Origin of the sequence: Erwinia sorbitola, assembly GCF_009738185.1 — a bacterium.
GTDB lineage: Bacteria > Pseudomonadota > Gammaproteobacteria > Enterobacterales > Enterobacteriaceae > Erwinia > Erwinia sorbitola.
The window spans coordinates 633,076-646,308 of the sequence record NZ_CP046509.1 but is presented as its reverse complement, the minus strand read 5'-3'; the positions used below and the strand labels follow the sequence as shown (position 1 = coordinate 646,308).

The window sequence follows — 13,233 nt, the reverse complement described above, 5'->3', positions numbered from 1 at the left end:
GGCTAAATATGAGTGGCCAGACTCCGGCTATCTCACTCCTGAAAACCCAGGAAGTCGATTATTGCAGAGAAATGGCGTTCGAATCCGATAAAAGCATGATTTCCGCCCTCTTCTACCGTCTGGCGGCAGGCGCTGTAGTAGTCCAGGGCCTGACGGTAGTCGAGCACTTCATCACCCGTTTGTTGCAACAGCCAAAGTAAATCCGGCGACTCTAACGGGTCAATCTGCATCACTTTTAGATCGTAAATATGGCGTGACTCTAACACATATTGCTGCCCGGTGTATGGGTTCTCGTTGTGGCCCAGGTAATCGGCCAGCAGCTCAAACGGGCGTACAGCAGGGTTAACCACTACCGCAGGCAGAGTGAAACATTGCGATAGCCAGGTGGCGTAGTAGCCGCCCAGTGACGAGCCGATAATCCCCAGCTGCTCGCCAGAAGCGTGCAAGACAAAACTCTCAAGCATCGCGGCCGCATCGGATGGGAACGCAGGAAGCTGTGGCACATAGAGCGTGATATCCGGGCGATGTTTTGCCAGCCACTGTTTGAATTGTGTCGCTTTCGCTGACTGCGGCGAACTGTTGAAACCATGCAGATAAAGCAACGTGGGCATCGGTCAGTATCCTTCTGAATCGAGATCCGGATTAAACATACGAGTGGCGAGGCGCTGTACCTGAGTTTCCAGTCGGCCGTCGTCGTAGAGGTCAAGCCAGCGCCAACCGGGAGGTTCAGCGTCAATGGTGAAATTGGTACAGTGTGGCTTGAACTGCACACAGGTGGACGGCGACGCCAGCACACGCCGGCCTTGCCAGTCGAGGTCAAGTTCCTGATGAATATGACCACACAGCAGGGTTTTGGCAAGCGGATAACGTTGCAGAACCACATCAAGCATATGCGGGTTACGCAGGCTGTGTTGATCCAGCCACGAGCAGCCTGAAGGCACCGGATGATGATGGAGTAACACCAGCGTATGTCGCTGCGGTTCGGCAGCCAGCGCGCACTCAAGCCACTCCAGCTGGTAGTCGCTCAGTTCCCCATGCGGCACGCCGAACACCTGGCTATCCAGCAGCACTATTTGCCAGTGATCCCCAACCAGCACCTGTTTTTGGTCGGCAATACTGGAAGCCGCCAGCGTGGTAAACATCGCAGGCTGAAAGTCATGATTGCCGGGCAACCAGACGCAGGGAGCGGGCAGACGCGCAATACCCTCAGCGAAATGCTGATAGGCCTCAATAGAGTGATCCTGAGCCAGGTCGCCGGTAGCAACAATCAAATCATAGTGCCGCTGCTGCGCTGCGATCGCATCCAGCACGGCATCAAAACTGGCCCAGGTATCCACGCCCAACAGCGTTTCATGTTTACCCGCAAAAAGGTGAGTATCCGTTATCTGTAAAATCCTGACTCTGGACCCACTCGCCACAGGAAGTTTTAACAGGCTATCCAATCAAAGTCCTTAACTAGCTCTGGAATTGTCGCAGTTATTTACTCTAAATAATTCGGGTTACGGAACAAAAACGCAATACGTTTTTGAACAACACTGGTGCTACCCCTAAGGAATGAGCCACAGGCAGAAGCCGGGTTATGCGGCAAACCAGCGCGCCGACACAACCAGAGGTATGAATAACCAATCAACATACCGGAACGGCTATTGCACCATGGGACAAACAGTAGCGCAGCCAGTCTGCTAAAAACTGGTTAATCTGGTGCTTTTCGTCACGCTGATGCAGCTTTTTATTAGGATAATCATAACGTGCTTTAAAGCGATAGATCTGCTGAGTGGAACACACTTCCGCCACCATAGCATCATGATAAAGACGAACCGACATAGAAGGCAGACTCCAGTAACTGACCGCAGGAGCCGTTTGCCGGATTTCCACCAGCGTGGTGTAACGGGTCGACTCCTGAATAGTGATCAGATAGCTGGCACCGTTCACCTGATACGCCATTGATTCGCCTACCCGATCCTCCTTCGGCAATAAACGCCTCAACTGCGCAAAATTCGTTTCACAGACGCGCATCATTTCAGGAAAGTCGGGAACATAGCGTTTCATTATTAAGGATTCCACTCTTGGCGTAGCTGTTTATGGTGCAGCTCCAGCCATTGCAAAGCAATGACAGCAGCAGCGTTATCTATTTTCCCCTGTTCCACCCATTGATAAGCCTGACTACGGCTGACCACATGTACAAGAATATCCTCATTCTCTTCCTCCAGGCCGTGGTTTCCCTGCGCCACGCTGGCATCCACTTCACCTACAAACACCGCCAGCCGCTCGGTGGTACCTCCGGCGCTGGAGAGGTAGTTAACTATTGGTTTTACACGCCCGGCAGTCAGGCCCGCCTCTTCAACGGCTTCTCTGCGCGCTACCTCTTCCGGGGTTTCACCCGGCTCAATCATTCCCGCTACCAGCTCAAGCACCCAGGGCGTGGGGCTGGTATCGTAAGCAGCAATACGAATTTGCTCAATCAACACCACTTCATCGCGCTGAGGGTCATAGGGTAGCAGCACCGCAGCATGGCCGCGCTCAAAAATTTCACGTGAAACTTCTTCACTCATCCCGCCCTTAAACAGGCGATGACGAAAGCGATAACGTTCGAGCGAAAAAAAACCGCGATATAACGTCTCCCGTGCAATAATTTCTACATCGTTTTTAGTGAAAGTCACTGGGTATTTGCTACCAGTTTCCATAACAACGTCTCCTGTTGAGCGGTGGCAAAAACATAAAGTGCAAGACTATTCCGTCAGTTGTCTGGTTCTTAACAACTTATTTGAGTAAATTAGGGCAAGATGGCACTTTCAGCCAACTTACCTAATCGGAACTGTCTGCTATTATCGGCGATAATTTTTGGCCTATGTCAGCGCTACCATAGCAATTTTGCTGCACTACAAGGAATGCAAATGAACAAACTGCTCCCTTTACTCATCGGTCTGAGCCTGGGCGGCTTCAGTGTTGCCAGCCAGGCTGAAAACCTGCTGCAAGTATATCAGCAGGCACGTTTATCAAATCCTGACCTTCGTAGCTCTGCGGCCGATCGTGATGCTGCCTTTGAGAAAATTAACGAAGCCCGCAGCCCGCTTTTACCTCAGCTAGGTCTGGGCGCTGACTACACCTATAACAGCGGTTACCGCGATGCGCGTGATACCCACAACGACTCAAAAAGTGCATCGCTGCAATTAACTCAAACCATTTTTGATATGTCGAAATGGCGCGCTCTGACACTTCAGGAAAAGACCGCCGGTATTCAGGATGTCACCTATCAGACAGCCCAGCAGAACCTGATTCTCAACACTGCTACCGCCTATTTCAACGTACTGAATGCCATCGACACGCTCTCTTATACCGAAGCGCAGAAGCAATCTATCTATCGTGAACTGGATCAGACCACTCAGCGTTTTAATGTGGGCCTGGTGGCTATCACTGACGTGCAGAACGCCCGCTCACAGTACGACAGCGTACTGGCCAGCGAAGTTTCCGCGCGTAACGACCTCGATAATGCGGTAGAGACTCTGCGTCAGGTGACCGGCAATTACTACCCAACGCTGGCATCGCTGAACGTTGAAAACTTTCAAACTGAAAAACCTCAGCCCGTTAATGCGCTGTTGAAAGAAGCTGAAAGCCGCAACCTGTCGCTGCTCTCTGCCCGCCTGTCTCAGGATCTGGCACGTGAACAGATTCGTTCATCAGAAACCGGCCATATGCCAACGCTGGATCTGACCGCTTCCAGCGGATTATCGAATACCCGTTACGGCGGCGACCGCGCCAGCCCTAACAGCACTGACAACATCAGCGGCAGTAACCAGGTTGGTCTGAGCTTCAATCTGCCACTCTACAGCGGCGGTGCAGTCAGCTCACAGGTGAAACAGGCGCAGTACGCCTTTGTTTCCGCCAGCGAGCAGCTGGAAAGTGCACACCGCAGCACCATCCAGACCGTACGCTCTTCGTTTAACAACGTTAATGCCTCTATCAGCAGCATTAATGCCTACAAACAGGCCGTTGTATCTGCGCAGAGTTCACTGGATGCGATGGAGGCCGGTTACTCAGTAGGTACCCGCACCATCGTTGACGTGCTGGATGCCACCACCACGCTGTTTAACGCCAAGCAGCAGCTGGCTAACGCCCGTTACAGCTATATGATTAACCAGCTCAATATTAAATCCGCGCTGGGTACGCTTAACGAGCAGGATCTGCAAACGTTGAATAATCACCTGGGCAAAGATGTCGGCACTTCGCCGGAAATCGTCGCCCCGGAAAATGCACAGCAGACCGCCAATGTGGACGGTGCCGAACAGCGTTCTGCCAGCAAGGTTATCCCTACCAGCAGCAAGGCGAGTAGTAAGACGTCGACTCGCGCCAGCGGTAATCCATTCAGTCAATAATCTCCTGAGGGGCAGCAAACGCTGCCCCTTCACAATCAAACGTATAGCTAAGTAAAGATCCCCATCCTGCAAGGCTTCATCGCTTCATTTTTCACCGCTGTTCCCCTATCCTATGCACTTACCTTTGGGCACAGGATGAAAAGTGATGAAACGGACTAAACAAATTAATCATGCCTCCTTTCGCAAAAGCTGGAGCGCACGTCATTTAACGCCAGTAGCACTGGCGGTAAGTGCAGTATTTATGCTGGCCGCATGTGAACAGGCCGATGAAACGGTATCGATGTATCAGAATGCTGATGACTGTTCTACAGCCAACCCAGGCAAGAGCGAACAGTGCACCACGGCGTTTAACAAGGCCAAAGAAGAGGCGGTTAAAACGGCACCTAAATACGCCAGCCGTGAAGATTGTGTAGCCGAGTTCGGCGAAGGTCAGTGTCAGCAGGCCCCGGCCCAGGCTGGCGTAGGCACCACCAATGCAGAATCGCAGTCAAGCGGCAGCTTCTGGATGCCACTGATGGCGGGTTACATGATGGGCCGTATGATGGGTGGCGGTATGGGCGCGCAGCAGCCGCTGTTTACCTCTCGTGCACCTGGCAGCCCGGCAAACGGTAAGTTTGTTGATGCCAGCGGCAAGAGCTACGGTGCAGCAACCCCGGGCCGTACCATGACCGTTCCTAAAACTGCCCTCGCACCGAAACCGGCCACCACCAGCACCGTTACGCGCGGTGGATTTGGTGAGACCGTTGCTAAACAAACATCCATGCAGCGCAGCAGTGCCTCTGGCACCAGCCGCAGCATGGGGGGCTAACCGCTCATGAAGCGTATTGCCATTGCAGAACGCCCTAACTGGCGGGAAAAAGCGACGGAATATGGTTTTCACTTTCACACCATGCACGGGGAACCGTACTGGTGTGAAGATGCTTATTACCAGTTTACGTTGCAACAGATTGAATCTCTGGAAGATGTGACCAGCGAGCTGCACCAGATGTGTTTGCAGGTGGTGGAGCAGGTGGTTAATAGCGAAGAGCTGTTAACCAAATTCCGCATTCCCAAACATACCTGGGATTTTGTTCGCGAGTCGTGGAAGAGCGGGCAACCGTCGCTATATTCCAGAATGGATCTCGCCTGGGACGGGCACTCACCGGCCAAACTCCTGGAGAATAACGCAGATACCCCGACCTCACTTTATGAGGCCGCGTTTTTCCAGTGGCTGTGGTTGGAAGATCAGCTTAACGCCGGTCAGCTTCCTGTTGGCAGTGACCAGTTTAACAGTCTGCAAGAAAAGCTGATCGAACGCTTTGGCGAACTGCATCAGCAGCACGGTTTTAGCTGGCTCCATTTTGCCTGCTGCCGTGATACCGATGAAGATCGTGGCACCGTACAGTATTTGCAGGATTGCGCGACGGAAGCGGGTCTGCCGAGTGAATTCCTCTATATGGATGAGATCGGCCTCGGTGAGAAAGGACAGTTTACCGACGTTCACGACCAGGTGATTGGTAATTTGTTTAAGCTTTATCCGTGGGAGTTTATGCTGCGCGAAATGTTTTCCACCAAGCTGGCTGATGCTGGTGTTCGCTGGCTGGAGCCGGGCTGGAAAAGCATTATTTCTAATAAAGCGCTGCTGCCGCTGCTGTGGAAAATGTTCCCGAATCACCCCAACCTTCTTCCCGCTTATTTCGCAGAAGATAACGTACCCCACATGGACAAATATGTGGTTAAGCCGCTGTTTTCACGCGAAGGTGCCAATATTCGTATCGTAGAAAACGGTCAGGAGATTGCGCGCGTCGACGGGCCGTACGGCGAAGAAGGGATGATTGTGCAGCAGTTCCATCCTCTGCCGAAATTCGGCGACAGCTATACGCTGATCGGATCCTGGTTGATCAACGATCAGCCTGCGGGTATCGGCCTGCGTGAAGATCGCGATTTGATCACCCAGGATCTGTCACGCTTCTATCCGCATGCGTTTATCGAATAATGTGTGATCGTCGGGCGAGATATGCCTCGCCCCAACACATGACTGTGCACAATTGTCACGTCGTGGCCGGGCATGCCCGGCCTCTGTTATCCCACCTGCACCGACAACATACTTAATGATCCCATCACCACCCCATCTACTGGGACAGAGATGGCTTCACCTTCAGTACGCGCCCCCAGCACATACAGCAGCGGCAGGTAATGCTCCGGCGTTGGGTTCGACAGCGCTGCGCCTTCGTGCTGCATAAAGTTTACCAGCGGATGCTGCTCATCAGCCCCTTCCCAGCTGAGATTGTCGCGAACGTACTGGTTGAAGGCATCCGCCCACGGATAGGCCTGTGCTTCGCCCTGCCAGCGCACCATACGCAGGTTATGCACTACGTTACCGCTGGCAACAATCATAATGCCCTGATCACGCAGCGCAGCCAGCTTACGGCCCAGTTCAAAATGGTAAGCCGCAGGCTTAGTGCCATCTATGCTCAGTTGCACTACAGGGATATCTGCATCCGGGTACATTTTAATTAATACGCCCCATGAACCGTGGTCGAATCCCCACTCCTGATCAAGGTTGACCTCTACCGGCGCGAGCGCTTCCACCACCTGACGTGCCAGCTCCGGGGAGCCTGGGGCCGGGTATTGGGTATCAAATAGTGCCTGCGGGAACCCACCAAAATCATGGATGGTGCGTGGTTTTTCCATCGCCGTTACTGCGGTTCCACGAGTGTACCAGTGTGCAGAAACTGCAATAATCGCTTTCGGACGAGGTAAAGTTTTACCCAATTCGCGCCAGGTTTCAGTCCAGATATTTTCTTCCAGAACATTCATCGGGCTGCCGTGGCCAAGGAAAAGTGCCGGCATACGTGTGTGGCTCATGGTGTTACTCCGGGAAAGTTTTTGTTCAATGGAGCTCACATTACGCCCTTTTTTCCACGGATGAACCTGGATAACCATGACGAAGATATTCAGAAAATTTGAAGGGAAATTACAAAAGGGAACCAACGAAATATAGCGGGGAAAGGGCCGGGATAACTAAACCGGCCCTGAGATAACTTAGCGATTACGGCGGTAAGCCACCAGATCTTCGATAGTCACTACCGGCATGTTGTGCTGTTTTGCAAACACCACCACTTCCGGTGCATGCGCCATTGAGCCGTCATCGTTCGTCAGCTCACATAACACTCCTGCTGGCTTAAATCCTGCCAGGCTAACCAGATCAATGGTGGCTTCGGTGTGACCACCACGGGTCAGTACGCCACCGGCGCGGGCGCGCAGCGGGAATACGTGCCCCGGGCGATTAAGATCTTCTGGCTTTGCATTATCGGCAATGGCGGCGCGGATGGTGGTGAGGCGGTCACTGGCGGAAACACCGGTGGTGACGCCTTTAGCGGCTTCGATAGTCACGGTAAAACCGGTGCCGTAAGAGCTGGTGTTGTTCTCCACCATCATTGGCAGATCCAGCTGCTTAAGACGTTCTTCCGTCAGACACAGGCAGACAATACCGCTGCCGTGGCGAATGGTCAGAGCCATCTGTTCAACGGTCATGGTTTCGGCGGCGAAGACCATATCACCTTCGTTTTCACGATCTTCATCATCTAAAACCATCACACCGCGGCCTTCGCGCAGTGCCTCGATGGCACGGGTAACACGCTGTTCAGGCGTGCCAAATTCAGAAAGTAGCGACTGATTCATGGTAAATAAACCTTAATAAATGTATGGGTTACCAGAATCAGGGCGTGCTTAGGAGTGTCATGCAGTGACAAAAAAATAACGCGAGGCGAGCAAAAGCCCGTCAAGAATCGTTACTCTCTCCCATCCGGACTCTAACCGTCGGCCCCGGAATTACACCGGATCTGCTGTCCTTCAGGAATAACCCTGAAGCGCTCGCGGGCTTTCAGCAAAAGCTGATTTACCGCCGGTGGGGAATTTCGCCCCGCCCTGAGAATAAGCAGAGTTATCATAGCGCTGAAAAAGTGACAGGGCAACGAACAAAAAGGTCAAAATGATATCCGTTTAGTGACTATAGTGTTTTCAGGTTTATACCGGACGCATCTGGGATTACACTAAAGATAAAACTCGCTGTTATCAGGAAGCCGCTATGCTTGACCCAAAAAAAATTGAACAACTGGCCCGTCAGGTTCACGAATCTATGCCGAAAGGCATTCGTGAGTTTGGTGATGATGTGGAGAAGAAAATTCGTCAGACATTACAGGCACAGCTGACACGTCTGGATGTGGTTAACCGCGAAGAGTTTGATGTACAGACTCAGGTACTGCTGCGTACCCGCGAAAAACTCGCTGCACTGGAACAGCGCCTGATTGAACTGGAAAGTCGTGCTGCGCCAGCCCCAGTCCCTGTTGTAAGCGACGTAAAACCTGCTGGCAGCGACGAAAAAAACGCAGACTAAGCCTTATCTGCAATACGGCTGCCCTTAAAGGGCAGCCGATAAGGATTAGTTTTTCCCGCTGCCAGAAATTATCGTTTTAATGATATTACTGGTAGAAATACCGTCTTCGAAGTTGAGTACCCGCACGTCTCCGCCGTTGGCCCACACCTCTTTACTTCCCGCAATATCTTCCGGCTTGTAGTCACCGCCTTTGACCAGCAGATCGGGCAGCACTTCCGCTATCAGACGCTGCGGTGTGTCCTCTTCAAAACCAATTACCCAGTCCACAGCTTCCAGCGCACCCAGCACGATCATGCGGTTGATCAGTGGATTTACCGGACGGGTTTCCCCTTTCAACCGTCGGGTTGAGGCATCGCTATTCACGGCAACAATCAGACGGTCGCCCAGCTTACGAGCATTGGCCAGGTAAGAGACATGCCCCGCATGCAGAATATCGAATACGCCGTTAGTCATAACCACTTTCTCACCGCGCTGGCGGGCTTTCGCCACTTCAGCAATCAGTTGAGCTTCGTCCATTACGCCGAAACCGGATTCAGGACGCGCCCGCACGGCGTTTTCCAACTCCACCGGGGACACGGTCGAGGTACCAAGCTTACCAACCACTACGCCCGCCGCTGCATTCGCGAGGAAACAGCTCTCTTCCAGCGTGTTCCCTGCTGCCAGCGCGGCCGCCAGTACGCCGATAACGGTATCTCCTGCCCCTGTCACATCGAACACTTCCTGCGCCTGAGTTGGCATATGGAACGGTGCCTTACCCGGCTGCAACAGGGTCATACCATGTTCTGAACGGGTCACCAGCAGTGCAGAGAGCGCATGCTGTTCCATCAGTGCCATACCGCGTTCAACAATCTCTTCTTCAGTTTTACACTTACCTACCACAGCTTCAAACTCAGACAGGTTTGGCGTCAGCAGCGTAGCCCCGTGGTAGCGACCGAAATCGGTTCCTTTTGGATCCACCAGCACCGGTACACCCGCTTTACGTGCCAGGGCAATCATGGTTTCCACGCTTGCCAGCGCGCCTTTAGCATAGTCAGACAGTACCAGCGCACCGATAGTCGGCAGCGACTGCTGAATGCGATCATGCATCGGCGTAGGATCGACCCCGTCAAAGCCCTCTTCAAAATCAAGGCGGAGCAGCTGCTGGTTACGGGAAAGTACCCGCAGCTTAGTGATAGTGGGATGAGTAGGAACAGCGACGAAATCACACTGAACGTTTACTCCGGTCAGGGACGCACTAAGCGCCCGCGCCGCATCATCAACACCGGTTAAGCCGACCAGGCGCGAGGCAGCACCAAGGGCAGCGATGTTCATAGCCACGTTGGCCGCGCCGCCCGGGCGCTCTTCCACGTGTTCAACTTTCACCACCGGCACCGGGGCCTCAGGTGAAATACGGCTGGTTGGGCCGTGCCAGTAGCGATCCAGCATCACATCGCCCACCACCAGCACACCCGAGCGCGTAAAATTGGGTAGTGTAATTTTCATTCCAGAGACTCCAGACGGCAGTAAAAATTAGTGCGCGCGATGATAGCACAGTTGCAAGACTGACTAATCATCGCATCTGCACGCTAAATCAGGCACCCAGCCATGCCTGCCAGCTGGCATTAACCACGGCTTTCTCAGCAGCATAGGCGCTCTCTTCCACATGGCCAGGCAGCTCTTGTAATGCCAGATGATGTAACGCATCGCGCAGCGTGACATAAGCGTGGGTCAACGCCACTGCCTCTTCCTGCTCCATTTTTCCGCTGTTTGCCAGCAGTTCAAGAATGCGCACATTATCAGACCAGCGGGTCAGCATCGGCTCCTGAGCGGCATATCGCAGCACCAGATACTGGGTAATAAATTCAATATCAGTAATCCCGCCTTCATCAGCTTTGATATCCCAGCGCCCTTTGTGCTTGTTACCGAGGTGTGCGCGCATTTTCTCACGCATTTCGCGCACTTCCTTTTTCAGCGCATCGGCGTCACGCGGTAACGACAGAATTCCACGCCGTATCTGGTCAAAACGCTGGCTCAGGGCGGCATCGCCATACACGATACGCGCACGAACCAGCGCCTGATGTTCCCAGGTCCATGCTTCATTACGCTGATAGTCGTCAAAGGCATCCAGGGTGCTGACCAGCATGCCCGCAGATCCTGAAGGGCGCAGACGAGCATCCACTTCGTAGAGGATACCGGAAGAAGTCCGGGTGCTGAACAGGTGCATTACGCGCTGCGCCAGACGCAAATAGAACTGACGCCCGTCGATGCTGCGCTCGCCCAGCGTCACCGCTTCTGACGGGCAGTCATGCAGGAATACCAGATCGAGATCTGAACTGTAGCCCAGCTCCCAGCCCCCGAGTTTGCCATAGCCGACCACTGAGAAACCGCGCTCGCTGTCACCAGTCAGATGGGAGGGACGACCGTAGCGCTGCACCATCAGATTCCACGCCTGCTGCACCACAGACTCAATCATGGCTTCTGCCAGCCAGGTGAGGTGATCGCTCACCTTCATCACCGGCAGGGTTTTGGCGATATCTGCCGCGGCAATACGCAGATGCTGGGCCTGTTTAAACTGGCGCAATGCTTCGAGCTGCTGCTCTTCGTCTTCTTCAGGAATACGCAGCAGATACTGGCGCAGCTCATCACGATAGGCATCGGTCGCGGTAGGCTGATACAACGTAGCGGGATCGAGCAGTTCATCCAGCAGCAGCGGATGTCGCGCCAGCTGGCTGGCAACCATTGGTGATGCGGCGCACAGGCGGATTAAATGCTTCAGTGCGCCGTGGAATTCGGTCAGCAGTTCAAGATAGGTACTGCGCGTCACTACGCCAAGCAGCAGCGGTGTCAGACGGCTCAGGGTAACCGGAGCATCCTCACGCGGTACTACTTCACTCAGCAACCTTGGCATCAGTTGATCCAGTGCCTGGCGACCGCGTGGCCCAATGGTGCGTTTATCAACATCCTGACGGAATTCGGTGATAGTACGCAGCAGCTGCTGTCGCGCTTCACGGGTCAAATGGGGAACCAGAGGTTCCAGCTCGGCCTCTTCCAGCTGATCCTGCCACAGCACGCCATATTCACCGGCTTCACGGTTATCGCCGTTTTCTGGAGCATCATCACCGATCAAATCGTTGAATATGGTACGCACCGCCAGCATATGCCGGTCAAGCTCCAGATGCAGCGCGAACCAGTCTGCAAAGCCCATAGCCCACGCGAGACGCGCACGATCCAGTTCACCTGCCGGCAGCGTCTGCGTCTGCTCATCGTTGATGCTTTGCAGCAGGTTTTCCAGGCGGCGCAGGAACAGATAGGCCCCCTGCAACTGCTGCACCTGCTCAGTTGATAACAGATTAAGCTGCCCAATAGCATCCAGCGTTGGCAACAGAGAGCGCAGCTGTAACGAGCGCTCGCGGCCGCCACGGATAAGCTGGAACACCTGGACGATAAACTCCGTTTCGCGGATCCCGCCCGCGCCGAGTTTGATGTTATCCGTCAGCCCGCGCCGCCGGACCTCACGGGCGATCATGCTTTTCATATTTCGTAGTGACTGGATCACGCTGAAGTCGATATAGCGACGGAAAACAAACGGCCGCAGCATCTGGCGCAACTCCTCGCTCCAGCGATCATTGTCATCACCCATCAGGCGCGCCTTGACCATCGCGTAGCGTTCCCAGTCGCGTCCCTGCTCCTGGTAATAATCTTCCAGCGCAGCAAAACTCAACACCAGCGGCCCGCTGTCGCCAAACGGACGCAGGCGCATATCGACGCGGTACACAAAGCCATCAACAGTCGGTTGATCCAGCACTTTAATGAGGCGTTGACCAAGACGGGTAAAGAACTGGGCATTATCCAGCTCACGCCTGCCGCCGCGCGTCGTGCCGTTTTCCGGCCAGGTAAAAATCAGGTCAATATCAGAGGAGAAATTCAGCTCGCCGCCGCCCAATTTCCCCATGCCGAGGATTAGCAGAGGCTGCGGCTCTCCGGCAGCATTCATCGGGGTGCCAAAATCACGGCAGCAGGCATGCCATAACCAGTCGCGGGCTGCAACAATCAGGATTTCCGCCAGTTCACTGAGCTGCCGCAGGGACTGTTGCGTATCGCTGGTTGCCAGCGTTTGCATCCAGGCGATACGCGTCAGCATATGCCGACGGAAAAGGCGCAGTTCATGCATCAGCGCGTTTTCATCCTGAACTGAAGCGAGCTGCTCCTGTAACCATTCAGCGTAGTGACGCCATTCATCCGGAAGAGGGGGCTGTTGCTGAATCTGCTGCCACCATGCGGGAAATTTTGCCAGGTTATCACTGATAAAATCGCTAAACACCAGCACCGCCTGCTGCCGGGCAGACGCTTCGCTAAATAGCGGGTTAAGCAGCGCTATCTGCTCCTGCATCGCTACCGGCAGCGGCTGAGTTAATGATGACACCATACCCTACACTCCCTATATCCCCCCTCATACTTCAAGTCCCCTCATGGGCTTCACCCGTTTGCCGCCTTGCGGCACTA

Annotated in this window: 12 protein-coding genes and 1 riboswitch; of the genes, 4 read left to right on the top strand and 8 right to left on the bottom strand. The window is 53.9% G+C overall.

All coding sequences use genetic code 11. The features are described 5' to 3' along the window. Nucleotides 1-32: 32 nt before the first annotated feature. The 4 genes from yqiA to nudF all read right to left on the bottom strand — a co-directional run bounded on the left by yqiA (nt 33) and on the right by nudF (nt 2,684). Nucleotides 33-611, bottom strand: a complete 579-nt coding sequence (gene yqiA, locus GN242_RS02940) for an esterase YqiA (RefSeq protein ID WP_156286882.1) — start codon at nt 609-611, stop codon at nt 33-35. 3 nt (nt 612-614) lie between these two features. Further along, a complete protein-coding gene (cpdA, locus tag GN242_RS02935; protein WP_154753030.1) occupies nt 615-1,442 on the bottom strand; it encodes a 3',5'-cyclic-AMP phosphodiesterase in 828 nt (275 codons plus the stop codon). Nucleotides 1,443-1,626: 184 nt separating this feature from the next. Further along, nucleotides 1,627-2,052: a DUF1249 family protein gene (locus tag GN242_RS02930; RefSeq protein ID WP_133843846.1), complete on the bottom strand. Its 426-nt coding sequence runs from the start codon at nt 2,050-2,052 to the stop codon at nt 1,627-1,629. Then, the gene (gene nudF / locus GN242_RS02925; protein ID WP_156286881.1) at nt 2,052-2,684 is read right to left on the bottom strand and encodes an ADP-ribose diphosphatase; all 633 of its coding nucleotides are present in this window, start codon (nt 2,682-2,684) and stop codon (nt 2,052-2,054) included. Before nudF ends, GN242_RS02930 begins: the two co-directional genes overlap by 1 nt. Before the next feature lie 210 nt (nt 2,685-2,894). Between nudF and tolC the strand changes: the two genes are divergently transcribed. The 3 genes from tolC (at nt 2,895) to GN242_RS02910 (ending at nt 6,348) form a co-directional block, all read left to right on the top strand. Further along, entirely contained in the window at nt 2,895-4,373 is a 1,479-nt protein-coding gene (gene tolC / locus GN242_RS02920) for an outer membrane channel protein TolC (RefSeq protein ID WP_154753033.1), read from the top strand. Nucleotides 4,374-4,518: 145 nt separating this feature from the next. Continuing rightward, the gene (locus GN242_RS02915) at nt 4,519-5,181 is read left to right on the top strand and encodes a DUF1190 family protein (protein ID WP_154753034.1); all 663 of its coding nucleotides are present in this window, start codon (nt 4,519-4,521) and stop codon (nt 5,179-5,181) included. Nucleotides 5,182-5,187: 6 nt separating this feature from the next. Then, on the top strand, nt 5,188-6,348 hold the full coding sequence (locus GN242_RS02910) for a glutathionylspermidine synthase family protein (protein ID WP_154753035.1): 1,161 nt from the start codon (nt 5,188-5,190) through the stop codon (nt 6,346-6,348). Between the two features lie 86 nt (nt 6,349-6,434). Here the strand turns inward: GN242_RS02910 and ygiD are convergent, their stop codons facing one another. Both ygiD and ribB read right to left on the bottom strand, forming a co-directional pair. Next, entirely contained in the window at nt 6,435-7,220 is a 786-nt protein-coding gene (gene ygiD, locus GN242_RS02905; RefSeq protein WP_154753036.1) for a 4,5-DOPA-extradiol-dioxygenase, read from the bottom strand. A 177-nt stretch (nt 7,221-7,397) separates the two neighbouring features. Next, nucleotides 7,398-8,036, bottom strand: a complete 639-nt coding sequence (gene ribB / locus GN242_RS02900) for a 3,4-dihydroxy-2-butanone-4-phosphate synthase (protein WP_154753037.1) — start codon at nt 8,034-8,036, stop codon at nt 7,398-7,400. Between the two features lie 108 nt (nt 8,037-8,144). Next, nucleotides 8,145-8,294, bottom strand: a riboswitch (FMN riboswitch). A 148-nt stretch (nt 8,295-8,442) separates the two neighbouring features. Here ribB and ubiK point away from each other — a divergent pair. Next, entirely contained in the window at nt 8,443-8,751 is a 309-nt protein-coding gene (ubiK, locus tag GN242_RS02895; protein WP_154753038.1) for a ubiquinone biosynthesis accessory factor UbiK, read from the top strand. 45 nt (nt 8,752-8,796) lie between these two features. Here ubiK and hldE read toward each other — a convergent pair whose 3' ends face one another. After that, nucleotides 8,797-10,233, bottom strand: a complete 1,437-nt coding sequence (gene hldE, locus GN242_RS02890; protein WP_154753039.1) for a bifunctional D-glycero-beta-D-manno-heptose-7-phosphate kinase/D-glycero-beta-D-manno-heptose 1-phosphate adenylyltransferase HldE — start codon at nt 10,231-10,233, stop codon at nt 8,797-8,799. A gap of 88 nt (nt 10,234-10,321) precedes the next feature. Further along, nucleotides 10,322-13,156, bottom strand: a complete 2,835-nt coding sequence (gene glnE, locus GN242_RS02885; protein ID WP_154753040.1) for a bifunctional [glutamate--ammonia ligase]-adenylyl-L-tyrosine phosphorylase/[glutamate--ammonia-ligase] adenylyltransferase — start codon at nt 13,154-13,156, stop codon at nt 10,322-10,324. Between the last annotated feature and the right edge of the window lie 77 nt (nt 13,157-13,233).

Bases quoted from the DNA above. Each gene is read 5' to 3' on its own strand.
- yqiA (WP_156286882.1), bottom strand. From the start codon at position 611: ATGCCCACGTTGCTTTATCTGCATGGTTTCAACAGTTCGCCGCAGTCA.
- nudF (WP_156286881.1), bottom strand. From the start codon at position 2,684: ATGGAAACTGGTAGCAAATACCCAGTGACTTTCACTAAAAACGATGTA.
- tolC (WP_154753033.1), top strand. From the start codon at position 2,895: ATGAACAAACTGCTCCCTTTACTCATCGGTCTGAGCCTGGGCGGCTTC.
- GN242_RS02915 (WP_154753034.1), top strand. From the start codon at position 4,519: ATGAAACGGACTAAACAAATTAATCATGCCTCCTTTCGCAAAAGCTGG.
- GN242_RS02910 (WP_154753035.1), top strand. From the start codon at position 5,188: ATGAAGCGTATTGCCATTGCAGAACGCCCTAACTGGCGGGAAAAAGCG.
- ygiD (WP_154753036.1), bottom strand. From the start codon at position 7,220: ATGAGCCACACACGTATGCCGGCACTTTTCCTTGGCCACGGCAGCCCG.
- ribB (WP_154753037.1), bottom strand. From the start codon at position 8,036: ATGAATCAGTCGCTACTTTCTGAATTTGGCACGCCTGAACAGCGTGTT.
- ubiK (WP_154753038.1), top strand. From the start codon at position 8,443: ATGCTTGACCCAAAAAAAATTGAACAACTGGCCCGTCAGGTTCACGAA.
- hldE (WP_154753039.1), bottom strand. From the start codon at position 10,233: ATGAAAATTACACTACCCAATTTTACGCGCTCGGGTGTGCTGGTGGTG.
- glnE (WP_154753040.1), bottom strand. From the start codon at position 13,156: ATGGTGTCATCATTAACTCAGCCGCTGCCGGTAGCGATGCAGGAGCAG.